Source organism: Streptomyces pimonensis, assembly GCF_041380215.1.
Lineage (GTDB): Bacteria > Actinomycetota > Actinomycetes > Streptomycetales > Streptomycetaceae > Streptomyces > Streptomyces pimonensis.
Genome location: NZ_JAHWZY010000048.1, coordinates 13,122 through 30,258, shown reverse-complemented (window position 1 = coordinate 30,258; position 17,137 = coordinate 13,122). Strand labels below are relative to the sequence as shown.

Genomic DNA, 17,137 nt, shown 5'->3' with positions numbered 1-17,137 from the left:
CCTGGAAAGGTCATTCCATACCGAGTGGCCGTCTCTTCGGATAGGTGAGTGCCATGCACCTCGACCCGCAGATCGAGACCCTGCTCAAGCAAGTGGCCGCAGAAGGCGGACCCGCGCCCGAGACTCTGACGGTGGCGGAGAACCGCGCGTTCGGGCGCGCCCTCGGCGGCCTGGCCGGGGCTCCCGTACCGGTCGCCGACGTCCGGGACACCACGGCCGTCGCCGACGGCCGTGACACACCCGTCCGTATCTACCGGCCCGCCACCGGGCCGGATGCCGGGCCGCTGCCCGTGACGCTCTTCCTCCACGGCGGCGGGTGGGTCTTCGGTGACCTGGACACCCAGGACAACATCGCCCGCACCGTGGCCGGCCGCTCCGGCACGATCGTGGTCTCCGTCGACTACCGGCTGGCACCCGAGCACCGCTTCCCGGCCGCGGTCGACGACGCCTACGCCGCGCTGACCTGGGTCGCGGACAACGCCGCCGGCTTCGGGGGCGACGGGGAGCGCATCGCCGTGTTCGGCGAGAGCGCCGGCGGCAACCTCGCCGCGGTTCTCGCACAGGACTCCCTGCGCCGCGGGGGACCGCGCATCACGCTCCAGGTGCTCGCCTACCCGGCGGTCGACCGGTTCGACGACAGCCCCTCGATGTACGAGAACATGGCGGGACCGGTCCTCTCCCGTTCCTACCTCGAGTGGTTCTGGGGCGCCTACCTCAGCACCCCTGACCAGGGCGCCGACCCGCGGGTCTCGCCGGCGCGCTTCGACGAACCGGCCGGACTCGCTCCCGCCGTCATCGTCACCGCCGAGAACGACCCCCTGCGCGATCAGGGCGCCCACTACGCCCGCAAGCTGGCCGACGCCGGCGTGCCGGTCCAGCACCTCCCGGTCGAGGGAGCCGTTCACGGCTTCCTCTCGTTCACCGGCTCGGTGCAACTCTCGCGGGACATACTGAACCAGCTCTCGGACGCCGTGGCCGCGGCCTTCAACTGACCCGGCCTGCACGGCCTCGCCAGTCGCCGATCCTCTGCCGCCCGCAAGCAGGACAGCGACCACCACCACTGTGCTGACCCCCGCGGTGAAGAGGCCGGGCCGAGCAGCCCCGGACCGGCCGCTTCGTCCGCGGCAGCTCGTGGCCGTTTCGACCGATGAGCCGTTCGGCAACCGGTCACGGTGACCGCTCACCGAACGGCGGACCCTCACACCCGGAGAGCCGGAACGGACCCCGCCCAGCCCAGAGGGAGGTTTCCGGTTCGGTGGTCTGCGCCCGGGGCGAGGATTCGTGGGGCACGCCGACTCATCCCGTCGCGGAGGGCTCAGGCCGAGGGAACTCCTGCGCGACCGTGGGCGATCGCCGAAGACCAGGTGAAGGCAGCTGTCCGCGCGGGCCATGTCGAAGTTGCGTTTTCCCTGTCCAAGCGGCCTCCCGCACCGATCATCGCAGAGGCTGGGGCGGTGACCGGCGGGGCAGGCTCGGCCTCGGGGAACATCGGTACAGCCGTTGGCGCTGAGATTGATCATGAGGTCTAGCTGCGGATCTCCGTGTTCGGGTGAGGCTGGGCCTGGAGGCGTTCGCGGAGGTCGATCTCCTCGGGAGTGAGCGGGTCCCCGGGCCGACGGATGCGGACGGGCTTGGGCCGCACCGGCAGGCTGTCGTCCGCGGCGGCTTCCTCAGCTTCGGCCAACGCTCGGTAGAGCGAGGCGACCGAGGGGTTCTTGCCCGCGTTCTTCCCGGTCTTGATGACCAGCTTCTTGGCGATCTCCGGGACGGGGACGCCCTTTTCCTTGAGTGCGATGGCGAAGGTAAGCATGTCGTCGTCGATGACCTTCGGCCTTCCGCCGTGGTTGCCCTTGGCCGCAGCGGTGACCTGACCTTCGAGGGTCTTTTCCCGGATGTAGTTGCGCTCGATCTGCCCGGCCACGGCGAGCACGGCGAAGAACATGGCGCCCATGCCGTTGGGGTCGTAGATGCCGGTGAGCGGGCCTGTGAGGAGTTCGAGCTGGATGCCGCCGGCCTGAAGCTCGGCGGACAGCGTCATCAGCTCGGCGGCGTTGCGCGCGAGGCGCTTGAGCTCGTGGACGGTGAAGATGACCGGCGTCTCGGGTGCGGCTTCTTTGAACTGGCGGGCCAGGGCAAGCGCCTTCTCCAGCTCGGGCCGCACCTTGATGCGGGTGCTGATCTGCTCCTTGAAGACTTTGTGGCACTCCGCCCGATGGAGAGCTTCGAGCTGGCTCGCCAGCTCCTGCCGGGCGGTCGATGTCCTTGCGTACCCGATCCGGACCGGCCGCTCGGTACGGGGCGCGGGCACGATGGCGAGCGCCGGGCCCTGCTTCCACGCGCGGCCCGGGTGCCGGTCGGCGGGGACGGGGATCTCCAGTTCTTCGCGGAGCGCGGGAACGAGGACGAAGCGCGGGGTGTGGTACTTCGCGGCGGTCTTCCCGCCCCGGGTGCGGCAGGGGCTACCGGCGGGCGCGTCACAGTTCGGGCAGTCGTGACGTTCTACCGCCAATGCGGCCTGATCGGGCGTGAGATCCATGGCGGCAGTCTCTCAGAAGTGCCTCGCACAACATGCGGGTTTCGAGAGGGCTTTTGCGAGTGGCGACCTGCGGAAACGTGATCGCTTCCGGCGCTCTCGCAGAACTCTCACAGATGTTCATTTGTGAGAATGCCGAGCAGTCGAACGCGGGCGCCCGATCGGAGCGCCTTGCCGGACGCCACGTCGCGGCGAAGGCCGCGGGCGTCCGACCTCCTGCACGTCGCCGTAGTGCTGCTCATGCATGGTGAGTGTGATGGTGGCCAGGGAGTGTCGTTGGGCTGGAGGGTCTGCCAGGAGTCGTCGGCTTCGCGGAATTGGTTAACAGAGGGCGAAGTTGTCTACCGCTCTGTCTGTGTGGTCGGAACCGATTTGTGTGCTCAGGCGGGCTGACGGAGTGCGCTGACCAGTGCGCGCGGGTCGTCTGCGTGGAAGCGGATGGTGTGGGCCTCTTCCGTTGCACCGAGCGGGCGGGTGAAAGGGAGTGGCCGGTTCAGCTCCAGGGTCACCGAGGTCTGGCTGCCCACGATGAGGTCGAGGACCCCGTCCTCGGAGAGGGTGATCAGGCTGCCTTCGGGGTAGCGCCGGTCGACCCGGACCGAGGCGACCGCGTCCGGCGGTACGGCGAGGTCGAAGAGGGCTCCGTAGCGGATCCGCAGAGAGCCGTCGGGGCGCACGACGTGCGGTCGGGTGACGCAGGCGGCGTGCAGGGCCAGCACGAGGACGACGCCATACAGGTCGAGTACCAGGATCACCCGGTGGACCACCGGCCAAGGGATGAGCAAGGCCAGGACCACCGTCTCGATGACCATCACGAAGAGCAGCCCGTACATCATCGCGGTCTGGGGCCCGGTGTACGCGGCAGCGTGGTCCCCGGGGCGCACCCCGTGCGTGCCGCGCCGGACCCACCGCCCCAGGGAGGCGAGGGCGCGCAGTTCGTGGAGGACCAGGCGGCGGACCGTCACCGGCACCGCCTCCTGCACGGCGGACCGCCGCGCCGCCCGGCGGTCCGCGCCGCGGGCGCGCGCGGCGACGTACAGCGAGCGCAGCACCCATGCCTCCAACAGCAGCACCGCGAGCACCAGCGCCTCGGCGCCCGCCAGCGCCCACCCGGGAGGCCGCACCCCAGCCACCAGGCAGGCCGCCAGGGCCAGTTCCCCCGGCAGCACGGCGGCGACCGCGACCCGCGCCGCCCGTACGCCCCTTGGCCGGCCGCTCATCCCCGGCCCCTTTCAACGAAAGCCTCCATGAGCCGGCCCACGACTTCCGCTTGCGCGGGGGTGTACTCGGCGAGCAGCGCCTCCTTGAACCCGGTCACGACCACCCCGTCCTCGGGGATCGCGGCGAACAACTCCGCGGGGACGGCTGCCATCAGGTCAGCTGCCAGGGGTGCGATCCGCGGATCGTCGGTGGGGGCTTCGGCGAGAGCGTCGAGGCGCTCATACAGTTCGACAACCGCGGGATCGGCGACCAGCGTCCCGAGCAGCCCGAGCATCTCTTGGTTACCGGTGCTGGTGGCGTCCAGCAGCGCGAGGTACTCGCGATCCTTGGCCGCGCTTGGCGAGTCTGTTCGGGGGGCCTGTGCCAGCAGTGCGGCGAGGGCGGGTGAGACGGGCCCGGTCGCGCCGGGCGGCTCGGCGAGCAGGGCGCCGAGCCGGCAGCGGCGCTCCCTGATGTCGGCTTCCTGGCGGGCCAGGTCGGCGTCGAGTTCTTCCAATATCTCGATCAGTTCGCGCCCGGCATCGTTGGCGAGGACATCGCGCACTTCATCGAGGCTGAGGCCGAGTTCGGTGAGCCTGCGCACCCTGGCGAGCAGGACGGCGTCGCGGACGCTGTAGGCCCGGTAGCCATTGGGGCGCCGCTCCGGTTCCGGAAGCAGCCCGACATGGTGGTAGTGCCGGATCGCCCGGGTGGTGAGCCCCACGAGCGCGGCGATCTCTCCGATTCGCATGCCGCCAGTAGAAACCCTGCCGTTGCGTCAAGGTCAAGCGCTGAAAGTATCGTCGGGCGCAAAACGATTCAAGCGCGTCTACACACCGGAGTGGTATGTCCTCGCCAGCGCAAGTATCTGGCCAGGGTCCACTCCCGCTACCCCTCGTCGTCCTCGTCGAGTTCCACTGTGTCCGGGTCGCGAAGCGGGCGTAGGGCGCCGCCAGCCGGAGTGGAGGCGGTGAAGCTGTAACGGCCCAGGACGTTGAGGTTGCGGTGCTTGAGCGGGGACAGGCGGGCGATGTCCTCGTCCCGGACCTCGTGGCCCTCGGCACGGAGCCGGGCGACGGCGGCGTCGATGTACCGGGTGGTCCAGAGCACCACGGCGTTGAGGACCAGGCCCAGTGAGCCGAGCTGGTCCTCCATCCCGTCCCGGTACGCCTGATGGATGGTGCCGCGCTTGCCGTGGCACACGTCGCGGGCCAGCTTGTGCCGGGACTCCTGCACGGTGAGCTGGCGGTTCATCTGGCGGCGGTAGGTGTCGTCGACCGGGTCGACAACGCGGAGCAGGTGCTCGGTCTTGGCGATCCGGCCGTACTCGGCGAATGCCTGCCCCAGCGGGGTCGGGTGGCCTTCGCGTCCGAACATCCGCAGCAGGTCGTAGGCGCGAACCTGGTTGGTGACCAGAGAACCGGCGACCCGGAGCATGTCCGGCCAGTGAGTGATCACCTTGTTCAGGTTGACCCGGTTGCGGGCCAGCGGCTCCAGCGGCCCGTACGTGCCTGTCTCTACTCCGGGAAGGGACGCGCGCCAGAATCGTTGGTCGTCCAGGTCCTTGAACCGGGGGCTGAAGTTGTAGCCCAGGATGCGGAAGATGCCGAACACGATGTCGCTGTACGAAGCGTTGTCGGTGGCAACCATCTCCGGCTTCACCCCGCCGTCGAGGTTCAGCAGGGCGTCCAGGATGTGCAGGGAGTCGCGAGGGGTGCCCGGCACCACCATCTGCCCGATGCCCGCGACCTGGTCGTTGACGGCGTTGAGCCAGGTGATGCCGCGCTTGAACCCGAAGTACTTCGGCGACGGGGCGGCGTTGATAGTGCGGACGGGGACGACGAACCGCAGTCCGTCGACCGAGGCCAACAGCCCGTCTCCCCAATACCGCACGATCGGCACCTGACCTTGCGCCTCGATCAGTGCGGCGTTCGCCGCGGCGATGGTGTCGGCCCGCAGGTAGAACTGGTCGACGTGCACCAGCCGGGAACGGTGAAGCGCCTCATGTGCGGGGTTGATGACCGGTGTCATGCCGATGTTGCACGCCTCCGATACCAGGAGGGCCACCAGGGAGGTGGTCAGGTCCTTCATGCGGGTTGTGCCGTCGCCCAGGTGCACGAAGGCATCCAGGAACCCGGTCCAGCCGTGCACCTCGAACAAAAGCTCCGGCAGGTCGATCTTCGGAAGCATCTTCTCCACCCGCCCCCGCAGCCACGTCAGGGACTTCGGTTCGCCCAGGGCACCGAGCTTGGACACGTTCAGCTTCGCCCGGCCGCCCGGCGGGACCTCGATGATGACCTTCGTGTCCTGCCCGGCCGTCTCCAGCCGCTCCGCCATCTGCTTCCACGCCGCATCCAGCGCCGTCACCAGCGCGGCCAGATGCTCCTCGACCGGCATGTCCAGACTCAGCCCGGCCAGGACGTCCTCCCGCACGGCCTCCCACTCCGTGCCGTCCAGCAGCCGGGCGCGCGGGTCGGACCAGCGGTGCGAGGGAGAGGCGAACACGTCCCGGCGCTGAAGCGCGCGGTACAGCTGCTCCAGCACACACACCACGTATGCGTCCCGGTCCACGGACCCCGGCGGCAGCTCGGCGTTGGCGTACACCACCCTGCGCCACGCAGCCGGCACCAGCTTGTCATCGACCTCGCGCGGCAGCAGCGGCTTCTCCTTCACCCGCCGCCGCGCCAGAGCGGGCAGCCGCTTCACCCCGGCCAGCACCCGCTTCCCACCGGTCGCCGCGTCCAGCGCCTTCGACTCGCCCAGCAGCGACAGGAACGGCCGCACCGTGTTGTACCGGGTGGCCAACGCCGCCCGCATCGCGACGGCCGCCGAGTCCTCGTCCTCCGGCACGAGCGAAACCACCAACGCGGCCGCACTCATCACCACGGCCCGGGGCGCGACCTCCTCCAACGCCCGCCACAGTGCCGCCGCGTCCAGATCCGTGCCGTGTGCCTCGACCAGCTCCAGTTCCTCGAACAGCACCTTCGCCGCCCGCGCCAGGGTCCGCGACGCCTTCTCCAGCTGCGGCAGCGTCGAGAGCCGTTCTTTGTCGGTGGCCCGCTTCGCCGTGCTGATCAGCCTCGTCGCCATCAGCACCGAGAACAGGTCCAGCGCCTCATCGATCGCCTTGGCCTCAAGGTGGCGCATCACCGCAGTGAGCATCGCCGTGCGCTTGGGCTCCGCGGCCCGCTCCAGGCTCGCGGCCTTTGACCCCAGCCCGTACCGGGCCAGCGACGCGAGCCGGTTCGGCGGGATCTGCGACAGCTTCAACCGCCCCAGCTGGAACGCGCCGATCTCATCGACCCGCTCCAGCGACCGTGCGAACGCCGTGCCCGTCGTCCGCGTCGGAGGCCGGCGCAGCCGCTCCAACTCCGAGTACCGGCCGCCCTCCGGCGTCACCAGCGTGGCCACCAGGTCCGCCGGCAGCGCCGGGTCCGCGCGGTGAGCCGCCCTGGCCACGGTGGCGTGCAGCCGCTTCTCCGCGCTCGTGCGAACCTCCGACACCTGCCGGGCCAGCACCGAGACACCCGGCAGCAGCACCCTGTTCCGCCGTAGCCAGCCCACCGCCTGGTTGAACAGCGCTACCGGCCCCTCCGCGTGCGTCCACGCCCGGCCGTGCAGGAACGTACGGAACTTCCGACCCCACTCCGGATCGTCGTACGGGTGGTAGCCGTAGGCGTCCCGGATCTCCCACGCGTGCTCGTACGCCGTCTTCAGCCTCTCGGTGTACCGCTTCACGCACGACGGGTCCTCGACACCGAGTTGCGCGGCCAGGTGCTCGACTACCGGCCACGGCACCGCCAGGGGGTCCTCCAGGAACAGCCCCACGTAGCGGACCGTGCACATCTGGAGGGCGAAGCCCAGCTGGTGATACTTCGTACGCCGCAGCGCGATCAGATCCCGGTCGACATCGTCCAGGAAGAAGAACCGCTCCAGCTCAGGTCTCGTCGGCTCCTCAGCGAACTTCCCGTACGCCTCGGCCTGATCATCAGTTAAGAACTCCACCGGCATGACGCGGACCGTAGCCAGGCCCCACCCGTGATCGACGATCTTTCGGCGAACCCCCGTTCTGGGCACGATCGCTGTGCTAGCCGACCTGATCGTTCTCAGCGCCAACGGCTGTACCGATGTTCCCCAAGGCCGAGGCTGCAGGGCACCGGTGATCCGCTCCGGCCGATCGGCTCGTTCGTTCGCCCTGCCCGCCCGCCCCCTGCCCGACAGCCCCGAGTGCCGCCGAACGCGTGCGGTCGAAGAAGGCGGCTCACGCCACAGGACCGAGCACCGGCCGAGGGTGCGCACACAGGTGGTGCGGCACGCCGCGCATGAACGCTCCCACGCAGGCGTCGCCCGGGAGACGGGTCCGAGTTCGGACACCGTGCGCCGGCGGCGTGACCGGGTCACCCAGGAGGGCCCGCCAGGGCTCAAAGACCGTCGACGCTGCGAAGTGGGCGCAGAAGGGCAGCGGGCAGTGAGCCCTTTCCAGCACGGCTGGGGGCGTGGCGGAACGTCGAAGCTCCTGGTGGATGGTGGTCGACCGAGATCAACCTTCCCCGCCCGGAGCTTCGCGTGCTTCAGCCGCCCATCGACCGTGTCGCGGCCGACCGCCCCTTCTGCTCCGGCAAGCACCATGGGCACGGCATGAACGTCCAAGTCCCCACCGGCCCGTTCGGGAAGCTCATCCGGGTTTCGCCGGCCCTGGCGGGCGCGGTCCACGACATCGGGGCAGCCCGCTCCCACGGCCTGCTCGACGCCCTCGACACCGGCGGCATCCGATGCTGGGCCGACACGGTGTGCCAGGGCTCCGGCCCCGCCGTCCGCGTCCCCTTCCGCGGCCGCCGGAACAAGCTCTCCGCCGGGAAGAAGGCCGTCAACCGCGCCCATGTGAAGATCCGCGCACTCGGCGAACAGGCCATGGCTACCCTGAAGTCCTGGCGCCTGCCGCGGAAGCTCCGCTGCGGCACCACCCGCGTCCACCGACCTGGTCAAGGCCGTCCTCACCCTGGAGCTGACCGCCTCGACCTGAGGAGGAAGCCTCACTGCCTCCTATACTCCTGGCGTGTCTGATACGTCGAACTTCTTCCACGTTTCGTCCGTGCTCAATCGGCGGTCGATCGCACAGCATGGCCTGGATTGGACCCGGATGGGCGCCGCACCGGGAATCGCCGGAAGCCACCGCCCTGAGGTGGAGGGGATCTTCGTCTGTCAGGGAGAGGCGGCAGCAGAGTTCTTCCTTCACATCAACAACACCGGCGGGCCGGTTGATCTCTGGTCCGTGGACGGCGTCGATGAGGGGTTACTCCTCGACAACGGCGACGGATTCTTCTACCTGCCCAGCCGCATACCAGCCGCGCGAGTCCGCCTCGTGCGATCAGGCATTCCTCCGCAGCTTGATTCCTGACCTCGCGCGGCGGTACGGCTGGGGGCGGGCCCTCGCGGAATCTGGCTGCGAACTCGGCGAAGGTGTGGCCGCAGCCCAGGTGGGCCGGGGGCGTCAGCGCCTGGCGGTCGCAGGTCAGCCGCCGCCGGGTGCCGATCCGACGTCGCCGGGCGGCCAGTCCCCGCCGCAGCGCGGGAGTGGACAGATGCAGCCCGGATGGGTGGGACATGACTCGGGGCGCTGGCCTCGCGTTTTCACGAGGTGGGCTGTCCAAGGGCTGATCAGAACCCGGAAAACGCCCCTGACCTGCAGCGATAGGACGTGCTGAGGGTCCTGTCGGCTGCGGGGGAGAAGCACTTCCCAGATGAGGAAGCGTATCGGGTCCTACCCGCGTGTCCGCGTCGAGGGCGGTGGCCGTTCGGTGGTCCCGCAGGCCGGGGCCGCGCTGCTGATGGAGACGGTCCGCAGGACCGGGCTGGATGCGGCGACATCGGCGGCGCCGGCACCGTGTGCAAGCCGCGGGCGGCGCACGGCCCAGGCAAGGTCTTGCTGGACATCGCGCTCGCGACCGCCCCCTGGGCGGGGATCCCGGTCCTGGTCACCGAGAATCCAACGGCCCTGGCGACCCCGACGCCGGAAGCGCGTCCAGGGTTGTACGTAATCGAACTGATTGCCCGCGCCGGGCCTGCTGGGTTTGTATCGCGGAGTACCTCGCAGGGGGTGGGGTCCACGAATGTCCAGGAGGGGACGTGCGAAGACTTTTACCCGCGGTGGCGGGCGCCTTGGGGACCGGTCTGCTGGTGGCGCTGCTGCCGATGGGGACGGCGAGCGCCGGCACCGGGGACAGTGGTACCGGGACGGCGCGGATCAGCGTGGCCGTCGACGGGACGCAGAGCAACGACACGTCGTTCGACTCGGTGATCAGCAGGAACGGCCGCTACATCGCTTTCGTCTCGCGGGCGACGAACCTCGTGCCCTCCGATCCGGTCCCGTCCGTTCCTCACCAGACGTACCTGCGCGACCTGCACGAAGGCCTGCTGGAGCGGGTGACCCTCGACGGCGCCCCGGCGGAGGTGTACGACTTCAGCGCCTCGGGGGACCGGATGCTGATCAGGTCGCTCAACGGCCTGTACGTGCGCGATCTGCCGACGGGCCTCACCCAGCGGGTGGACCTCGACCTCGGTGAGTTCACCGGCGGCTCCCCGTCCGGCGCCCGGATCAGCGGCTCCGGCCGCTACGTCGTGTTCACGCAGAGCCGCCCCCTGGGGTCGACGGCGGCCGAGGGCTCGAGGGTTTACGTGCGCGATCTGCTGGACGGCACGACGCAGTGGGTGAGCCACCCCAACACTGCTGCCGAGACCTACTACGCGGGCTGGCCCGTCATCAGCGACGACGGGCAGCGCATCGCGTACACCGACATCAGGTACTTCCCCAAGGGCCCCGGGAAGGGCCATGCCTACCTCATCGACCGGAGCACCGGCGAACGGCAGACGGTGGACGTCTCGTACGACGGATCGACGCCGGAGCGAGCCGTGGGCGGGCTGTCGTTGAACGCGGACGGCAGCCTGGTGCTCTTCCACCGTTCCGACGGAAGTCCGGTGACGGCGAACGACCAGAAGTCGACCACCTTCGTCCGCGAGCTGTCGACCGGCACCACCCGGCCGATCCCGTTCAGCCAGCCCACCAGCCACGGATCGCTCAGCGCCGACGGTCGTTTCGTGCTCTTCATGGCGGGCGCCGTGGGTCCCAGCACGCCGCTTCCACCGGTCTTCCAGTGGGACCGGGAGACGGACCGGAAGGAGCTCGTGACCGTCACGAGGGACGGCGGTCCGGCCACCGGCTATCCCGGGAAGGTGGCGATGACCGGGGACGGCCGCACGTTCGCCTTCGGATCGCTCGACTCCGACATCGTTCCCGGCGACACCAACCGCACCTGGGACATCTTCGTGCGGACCCTTCCGTCCGCGTCCTGAGACACCCGCGGCACGAGGACGTGCGAGGCATCGCGCCTGAGCCGTACCGGTGCGCCGGCACTTCGAAGAGGACGGCTGGAGTCGTCCCGTAGCCCACGGCGGACGCCCCGCACCCCGACCCGGGGTGCGGGGCGTCCGCCGTGGACGGTCAGGCCTGCGGTTCCTGCTCGCGCATGAACTCCGCCACCAGTGCGGTGTTCCGCCGCATCGCGGCCCGCAACTGCCGGCGCTGGAACCGGTCGCGGCCCTCCTCGATCACCTGCTGCCAGCCTTCACGGGCGTCGACCAGGCGTTCGCAGACCAGGAACTCGATGATGTCCTCAAGGGTGGGCCGGAAGCGCTTCCCGCCCACGGGGAAGTGCAGCTTCTCCAGCGGACGCTTCTCGTCCCCCTCCGGTTCAACACCTCGAGCGCCGGCGAACGGCCGTGAACCTGTAGGTGAGCGCTGGTGTACTTGTCCTTCTCGCGCTCGTAGTCGAAGTGGCAGAGGCAGGTCTCCAGTTCCTCGTCGGAGAAGATGCCGCAGTAGGACTTGTAGACGGTCAGGTACTTCGCTTCGGCGTCCAGACGCACCTGGTGGCTCAGGTTCATCCAGACCCGCAGCTTCTTGTGGTCGATCCGTACGGGAAAGCCCCTTGGCTGGGTCAGGTTCTGCCGCGACGGACCACTGCCCACAGTGAACACCGGAGTGATCTCGAACGGCCGCTGGACAGCCTTGATCCGCACGTCACGGCAGATCGTGGCGTTCAGCGTGCTCTGCAACTCCTGGGCGAACTCGTAGGCCTTCCGCTCCAGGTCAGAGGTCAACCGTGCCGCCGATCGACACCCACAGCGCGTGCGCACGCGCGGACGTGAAGTCCCGCTCGCGGGCCTGCTCCTCGAGTTCCGCATACGTCAGCCCCAGCTCATCGAGAGCCTGACGTGCTGCTGCGCGGAAATCCTCCGCAGACACGACGATCACGGTCTCGTCGTCATGGTCCGTCGCCCACTGCTCGATCACAGCCATCGCTGTTGTCCCCCCAGACGGCATGTGGCGTAGCAAGTGTGTCGCACAGGTCTGACAGCGTGAACCACACAGGACAGATCTCGCTATTGGTATGCCCCGAATGATGGAATAGTTACCAACTTCGGGGTGACAGGAAGCGCTTTACGGCGACGAACGACCGCCCCCGTCGGGCGACTGCGGACAAGGGCTCCGCGGTCCAGCCGGCTGACCGGCCCAACACCGCTGCCGGGTGTCACACCTGACAGGTGACCTGCCCCCGAGCGGGGGACGCCCTTGAGACCCCCTCCGACAGGGGCGCCCCCGCCGCGTCCCGTTCCGGAAGGCTGATCCGGAACGGGACTCGGCGGGGGCTCGCCGTCCGAAGGGGGCGGACATGCCGGACCCCCGCACCCGCGGGGGAATGGTCGGTGCGAGGGGCCGGCGGCCGGCACGTCCGGGTGGGCGTGCCGGAGTGGGGGTCAGACCTGGGCGGCCTGCGGCTTCTCGGAGACGACGGGCGTGGCCTCGCCGCCCTGGGAGACGGTCCGCTTCTTCGGCTTCTCCAGGCCGAGGGCGACCAGCGCGGTCAGCGCGATGCCGGCCGCGGCGATGAGCACCGCGGTGCGCAGGCCGTCGGTGGTGGCGGAGCGCAGCGCCTCGCCCGTGAGGCCATCGAGGCCGGAGTTGGCGACGGCGACCAGGACGGCGAGGCCGACCGCGCCGCCGATCTGCTGCGTGGTGGAGGCCCAACCGGAGGCGATGCCCTGCTCCATCGGGTCGATGCCGACCGTGGCGGCGCCGAACATCAGGGTGTAGCCGGCGCCCTGGCCGAGGCCCATGACGACCATGCCGGGGATCAGCGCGACGTAGGAGCCGTCGGTGGCCAGGGTCAGACCCAGGATCACGGTGCCGACAAGACCCACCACCAGGCTGGCGATCATGATGGCGCGCAGGCCGTACTTCGTGGCCAGGCGGCCGGCCGTCTGGGCACCGATGGCGATGGCGACCATCGGGACCAGGAACGCCAGGCCCGTCTCCAGAGCGCTGTAGCCGTGCACGCCCTGGAAGTAGACGGTCAGGAAGTAGAGCAGGGTGCCGAAGGTCGCCATGTAGAAGAAGGTGACGCCGGCGCCGGTGCTCAGGTTGCGGTTGCGGAACAGGCGCAGCGGCATCAGCGGGTCGCTGCTGCGCTTCTCGATGACGACGAAGGCCGCCAGCAGGGCCGCGCCGAAGACGAGCGCGCCGATGATCAGACCCGAGCCCCAGCCCGACTCCGGACCCTGGACCAGGGCGAAGACGACGGAGGTGGTGCCGACGGTGGAGGTCAGCGCACCGGCCAGGTCGAAGGAGCGGCGGCTGCCGCTCTTGGCGTCGGGGGCGATCAGCGGAAGGGCGGCCAGGATCGCGAGGACGGCCAGCGGGACGTTGACGTAGAAGACGGACTCCCAGCCGAACGCCTCGGTGAGGACGCCGCCGAGCAGGGAGCCGAGGATCATTCCGGAACCGCCGGCGGTGCCCCAGACGGCGAAGGCGCGGTTGCGCTCCTTGCCCTCGGCGAACTTGGTGGAGACCAGGGTCAGCGTGGCCGGGAAGAGGAACGCGCCGCCGATGCCCTGCACCGCGCGGGCCATGACCAGCACCCAGGGGTCGGTGGCCAGGCCGCCGAGCATCGAGGACACCCCGTACAGGGCCAGGCCGAGGATGAAGATGCGGCGGGGCCCCCACAGGTCGCAGGCCCGGCCGCCGAGCAGCAGGAACCCGCCGAACGCGACGGCGTAGGCGCTGATCACCCACTGCAGGGTGTGGGCGGAGAAGCCGAGTCCGTCGCCGATCTCGGGGAGTGCGACGTAGACGATGTTGTAGTCGATGGAGATGATCAGCTGGGCGAACGCCAGCAGCGCCAGGAGAAGTCCAAGGCGCCGACGCGGTGCCTCGGTGGCGGCGCCTGTGGCCGAAGACGGCATGACTGTGCCTTTCACTACGGGGTCATGGATGGGACGGGCGCGCTGGGCGCCACCGCCGGGAAGGCCCCGGCACGTATGGGGGGTGCGCTCTCGGTTCCGGTTCAGGTCCGGTCGAACCAGCGGCGTACCTGGTCCGGTGCTGCGGGGGTGGCCCGCCGGACCAGGTCCGCCAGATCGGCGATGGTCCGGCTCGCCAGGTTGTGCCGCCAGGCCAGTTCTGCGTGGGAGAAGGCCTGGGCCACGGTGCAGGGGGTGCGGTGGGCGGCCGGGCCGGTGATGCCGGCGGCCGGACCCTGGTGGCGGATGCCCGTGCACAGGAAGGCCTGTGCCGAACCGTCTATGGCCACCGCCACGTCCATCAGGGTGATCTCCTCCGGTTCGCGTCCCAGACGGAATCCGCCGCGAGGTCCGGAGCGGGACGAGACGAGGCCGGCCCGTCCCAGTGCGTTCAGCTGCTTGTTCAGGTAAGCGGCGGGCAGGCCGTGGAACTCGGCCAGCCGGGCGGCCGGAACCGCCCTGTCAGGCGACATCCAGGACAGGTTGATGCAGCAGTGCACCGCCCACTCCACGCCCTCTCGCAGCTTCATGTTGTGGACATTACGCATCGGCAATGTCCACCAGAAGGGCCCGCCTCTTTTAATGTCAAGTCGCCCCGGGTGCACCCGTTCTAGCTGTTCAGGACCTGTTTCAGCTCGGCTTCCAGACGGCCGAGATCGGCCTCGTGGCCGTGTGCCGCGACATGTCCGTCCGGCCGCACCAGCCAGTACCCGGCGCTGCGGCAGCCGGTGGCGAAGGCGCTCTCGCGGCGTCGCAGCACCACGGTGCGCACCACCTCGCCGTGGCGGGCCACGGCGTGCCCGGCCTCCGCGCTCCAGGCCTTCGACGGCGGCGCGAGGACCAGGGTCCAGGCGTGCGGGTCGACGTCGGGCCCGCTGACACCGTACGCGAGGGCATGCCGCCGCGGGAAGACGGCGCCGTCCTTCAGCCCGCCGGGGATCCGGCTCCGCACGCGGCAGCCGGCGAGCCTTGAGGGCAGCTGGGTGTCGCGCACCGGCGGGTAGGCCAGGCGCCGTCCGGCCATCACCGGGGTGTAGAACCGCGAAACGGCTCCGGTGCGGTCGAGCAGTCTGAAGGCGGCGTCCCGGGCGAGCACCTTGGCCCGGCTGTTCGCCACCCAGGCACGGGTCTGCAGGTCGGTGTCGCGCACGATCTGGCGGGTGGCCTCCGAGCGCTCGGCGCCGTAGCCGGCGAGCAGCGACACCGGTGACTCGCCGCGGACGACGGCGGCCAGCTTCCAGCCCAGGTTCTGGGCGTCCTGCAGGCCGTTGTTCATGCCCTGGCCGCCGGCCGGGCTGTGCACGTGCGCGGCGTCGCCGGCGAGGAAGACGCGTCCGACGCTGAAGTCGGAGGCGTGCCGGGCGTGCACGCGGAAGACCGCCTGCCACACGGCCTCGGTCAGCCGCACCCCGCGCGGTCCGCGCTCCTCGAGGATCCCCCGCATCATCTCCAGGGAGACCTCGTGGCGGCCCTGCGGCATGACGGACAGGAAGCGGTAGACGCCGCCGGGCATCGGCACGACGACCAGGGCGCCGCTGGGCGCCTGGTAGAACAGGCACTCGTCCGAAGGGAGTTCGCCCTCGATCCGCGCGTCCACGAGCGCGAAGGCCATCTCGTACGTGCTGCCCTGGAAGCCGATGCCGAGCTGGCCGCGCACCGCGCTGCCGGCGCCGTCGGCGCCGACCACGAAGGGCGCCCGGATGCGGTCGAGGCCTCCGTCGGGCAGCTCCACGACGGCGGTGACGCCGTCGCTCGCGCCGATGTCGCCGGAGAAGTCCACGCCCTCCAGTGCCAGCAGCCGCACCCCGCGCTCCACCTTGCCGCCGAGCCCGGCGAAGCGCTCGGCGAGCAGCCGCTCGGTCACGTGCTGCGGCAGCACGCGGCAGGCGGTGTCCTCGGTCAGTGCGAAGGAGGCGAGCGGCTTGCGTTCGGAGAAGTAGCTGAGCCGGTTGACCAGGCCGGACTCGCGCATGACGCCGTCGGCGAGTCCCGCGTCCTCCAGGATGTCGAGGGCGCGGGGCCACACGGACAGCGCCTTGGGGGTGGTCGACGGCTTCTCGGCGCGGTCGATGACGCGCACCCGTATGCCGCGGCGCATCAGTTCCACTGCGGTCAGCAGCCCGGTGGGCCCGGCGCCGACGACCAGCACGTCCAGGTCGGACGTGCCGGCCGCGGTCGCGGGGGTTTGGGGGTTCTCGGTGTTCTCGGTGTTCTCGGTGTTCTCGGCCATTGTGCTCAATCCGTCCGCACGCCGGCGGTGACGCCCCCGGCGGGCTCGTCGGGCAGCCGGTCCAGGGTGATGCCGAAGTACTTCTTGTACGCCTCCAGGGCGTCCGGCCCGCCGTCAAGGGCGAACTTGGAGCGCTCCTCGCCGGCGACCATGCTCACCTGGCGGTTGCCCTTGAGGGTGACCAGGCCGTCGGGGGTGCGCATGGAGCAGAACAGGCCCTGCAGGAACGACGAGTCGGGCGAGGTGCGGTACCACCACAGCGCGGGGGCGAAGTCGGCGACCGTCACCGGCCGGTCGGCGACCCGGTACAGGGGCTTGCCGGCGAGGTGGACGTCGACGACGCCGTCGCTCACGTCGTGCAGCTGGTAGTCGCCGTGCGGGTCGTGCTGGACCTCGCGCGAGGCCAGGTTCAGCGGGAAACGGCTGTTGCGGCCGAAGCCGACGTCGACCAGCCACTCCTCGCCGTCGGCCTTGACGCGCAGTGCCAGGTGGCCGAGGAAGGGGCCGAGGACCCCGCCCGGGCGGTGCACCCAGCCCGGCAGGATGTCGACCTCGTAGCCGAGCGAGGTCAGCAGGAACGACAAGGCGGGGTTCACCTCGAAGCAGCCGCCGCCGCGGTGGTCGCGCACGATCTTCTGCAGGACGCGTTCGTCCATGAAGATGTCCTCGCCGAGGTGGTAGCCGAGGTTCTCGAAGGGGACCGACAGGAGGTGGCGCTCCATCAGGTGGCGGAGCCCTTCGAGGTCCGCGCGCTCGGGCCGTGTCGCGCCGATCCGGCGCAGGTAGTCGTCCATGATGCCGTCCAACATCACCGTCTC

The 17,137-nt window shown here is 70.1% G+C and carries 13 protein-coding genes and 3 pseudogenes; 5 read left to right on the top strand and 11 right to left on the bottom strand.

What is annotated here, in order from left to right; genetic code table 11:
* Nucleotides 1-53: 53 nt before the first annotated feature.
* A complete protein-coding gene (locus tag KYY02_RS30295) occupies nucleotides 54-992 on the top strand; it encodes an alpha/beta hydrolase (protein WP_371243577.1) in 939 nt (312 codons plus the stop codon).
* 533 nt (nucleotides 993-1,525) lie between these two features.
* On the opposite strand, the gene KYY02_RS30290 is transcribed toward KYY02_RS30295, so the two are convergent.
* The 4 genes from KYY02_RS30290 to KYY02_RS30275 form a co-directional block, all read right to left on the bottom strand.
* Nucleotides 1,526-2,536 (bottom strand): recombinase family protein, encoded by a 1,011-nt coding sequence (locus KYY02_RS30290; protein WP_327286462.1) that lies wholly within the window; start codon nucleotides 2,534-2,536, stop codon nucleotides 1,526-1,528.
* 377 nt (nucleotides 2,537-2,913) lie between these two features.
* The gene (locus KYY02_RS30285) at nucleotides 2,914-3,753 is read right to left on the bottom strand and encodes a hypothetical protein (protein WP_371243549.1); all 840 of its coding nucleotides are present in this window, start codon (nucleotides 3,751-3,753) and stop codon (nucleotides 2,914-2,916) included.
* Nucleotides 3,750-4,484, bottom strand: coding sequence for a MerR family transcriptional regulator (locus KYY02_RS30280; protein WP_371243547.1), 735 nt, complete (start codon nucleotides 4,482-4,484; stop codon nucleotides 3,750-3,752). The genes KYY02_RS30285 and KYY02_RS30280 overlap by 4 nt, the downstream gene beginning before the upstream one ends.
* 137 nt (nucleotides 4,485-4,621) lie before the next feature.
* Nucleotides 4,622-7,744, bottom strand: a complete 3,123-nt coding sequence (locus KYY02_RS30275) for a Tn3 family transposase (RefSeq protein ID WP_371243544.1) — start codon at nucleotides 7,742-7,744, stop codon at nucleotides 4,622-4,624.
* A 567-nt stretch (nucleotides 7,745-8,311) separates the two neighbouring features.
* Here KYY02_RS30275 and KYY02_RS30270 point away from each other — a divergent pair.
* Nucleotides 8,312-8,756: pseudogene (locus KYY02_RS30270) on the top strand (transposase family protein); the annotation flags it as partial.
* A gap of 33 nt (nucleotides 8,757-8,789) precedes the next feature.
* The gene (locus tag KYY02_RS30265) at nucleotides 8,790-9,131 is read left to right on the top strand and encodes a hypothetical protein (RefSeq protein ID WP_371243542.1); all 342 of its coding nucleotides are present in this window, start codon (nucleotides 8,790-8,792) and stop codon (nucleotides 9,129-9,131) included.
* A gap of 28 nt (nucleotides 9,132-9,159) precedes the next feature.
* On the opposite strand, the pseudogene KYY02_RS30260 reads toward KYY02_RS30265, so the two are convergent.
* Nucleotides 9,160-9,339, bottom strand: a pseudogene (locus KYY02_RS30260) (IS5/IS1182 family transposase); the annotation flags it as partial.
* 135 nt (nucleotides 9,340-9,474) lie between these two features.
* Between KYY02_RS30260 and KYY02_RS30255 the strand changes: the two are divergent.
* A pseudogene (locus KYY02_RS30255) lies at nucleotides 9,475-9,683 on the top strand (IS1380 family transposase); the annotation flags it as partial.
* A gap of 176 nt (nucleotides 9,684-9,859) precedes the next feature.
* Entirely contained in the window at nucleotides 9,860-11,083 is a 1,224-nt protein-coding gene (locus KYY02_RS30250) for a TolB family protein (protein ID WP_371243581.1), read from the top strand.
* A gap of 255 nt (nucleotides 11,084-11,338) precedes the next feature.
* On the opposite strand, the gene KYY02_RS30245 is transcribed toward KYY02_RS30250, so the two are convergent.
* The 6 genes from KYY02_RS30245 to KYY02_RS30220 form a co-directional block, all read right to left on the bottom strand.
* Entirely contained in the window at nucleotides 11,339-11,890 is a 552-nt protein-coding gene (locus KYY02_RS30245; RefSeq protein ID WP_371243540.1) for a hypothetical protein, read from the bottom strand.
* Nucleotides 11,880-12,089: a hypothetical protein gene (locus KYY02_RS30240; protein WP_371243538.1), complete on the bottom strand. Its 210-nt coding sequence runs from the start codon at nucleotides 12,087-12,089 to the stop codon at nucleotides 11,880-11,882. The genes KYY02_RS30245 and KYY02_RS30240 overlap by 11 nt, the downstream gene beginning before the upstream one ends.
* Nucleotides 12,090-12,547: 458 nt before the next feature.
* Nucleotides 12,548-14,032, bottom strand: a complete 1,485-nt coding sequence (locus tag KYY02_RS30235) for an MFS transporter (RefSeq protein WP_371243536.1) — start codon at nucleotides 14,030-14,032, stop codon at nucleotides 12,548-12,550.
* 101 nt (nucleotides 14,033-14,133) lie between these two features.
* Nucleotides 14,134-14,619: an RrF2 family transcriptional regulator gene (locus tag KYY02_RS30230; protein WP_371243534.1), complete on the bottom strand. Its 486-nt coding sequence runs from the start codon at nucleotides 14,617-14,619 to the stop codon at nucleotides 14,134-14,136.
* Nucleotides 14,620-14,699: 80 nt separating this feature from the next.
* On the bottom strand, nucleotides 14,700-16,319 hold the full coding sequence (locus KYY02_RS30225) for an FAD-dependent oxidoreductase (protein WP_371243532.1): 1,620 nt from the start codon (nucleotides 16,317-16,319) through the stop codon (nucleotides 14,700-14,702).
* A gap of 5 nt (nucleotides 16,320-16,324) precedes the next feature.
* Nucleotides 16,325-17,128, bottom strand: coding sequence for an arylamine N-acetyltransferase family protein (locus tag KYY02_RS30220; RefSeq protein WP_371243530.1), 804 nt, complete (start codon nucleotides 17,126-17,128; stop codon nucleotides 16,325-16,327).
* Nucleotides 17,129-17,137 lie beyond the last annotated feature (9 nt).

Excerpts from the sequence above, each read along its gene's own strand:
- KYY02_RS30295 (WP_371243577.1), top strand. The coding sequence starts at position 54 with ATGCACCTCGACCCGCAGATCGAGACCCTGCTCAAGCAAGTGGCCGCA.
- KYY02_RS30290 (WP_327286462.1), bottom strand. The coding sequence starts at position 2,536 with ATGGATCTCACGCCCGATCAGGCCGCATTGGCGGTAGAACGTCACGAC.
- KYY02_RS30285 (WP_371243549.1), bottom strand. The coding sequence starts at position 3,753 with ATGAGCGGCCGGCCAAGGGGCGTACGGGCGGCGCGGGTCGCGGTCGCC.
- KYY02_RS30280 (WP_371243547.1), bottom strand. The coding sequence starts at position 4,484 with ATGCGAATCGGAGAGATCGCCGCGCTCGTGGGGCTCACCACCCGGGCG.
- KYY02_RS30275 (WP_371243544.1), bottom strand. The coding sequence starts at position 7,744 with ATGCCGGTGGAGTTCTTAACTGATGATCAGGCCGAGGCGTACGGGAAG.
- KYY02_RS30240 (WP_371243538.1), bottom strand. The coding sequence starts at position 12,089 with ATGGCTGTGATCGAGCAGTGGGCGACGGACCATGACGACGAGACCGTG.
- KYY02_RS30235 (WP_371243536.1), bottom strand. The coding sequence starts at position 14,032 with ATGCCGTCTTCGGCCACAGGCGCCGCCACCGAGGCACCGCGTCGGCGC.
- KYY02_RS30230 (WP_371243534.1), bottom strand. The coding sequence starts at position 14,619 with ATGAAGCTGCGAGAGGGCGTGGAGTGGGCGGTGCACTGCTGCATCAAC.
- KYY02_RS30225 (WP_371243532.1), bottom strand. The coding sequence starts at position 16,319 with ATGGCCGAGAACACCGAGAACACCGAGAACACCGAGAACCCCCAAACC.
- KYY02_RS30220 (WP_371243530.1), bottom strand. The coding sequence starts at position 17,128 with ATGTTGGACGGCATCATGGACGACTACCTGCGCCGGATCGGCGCGACA.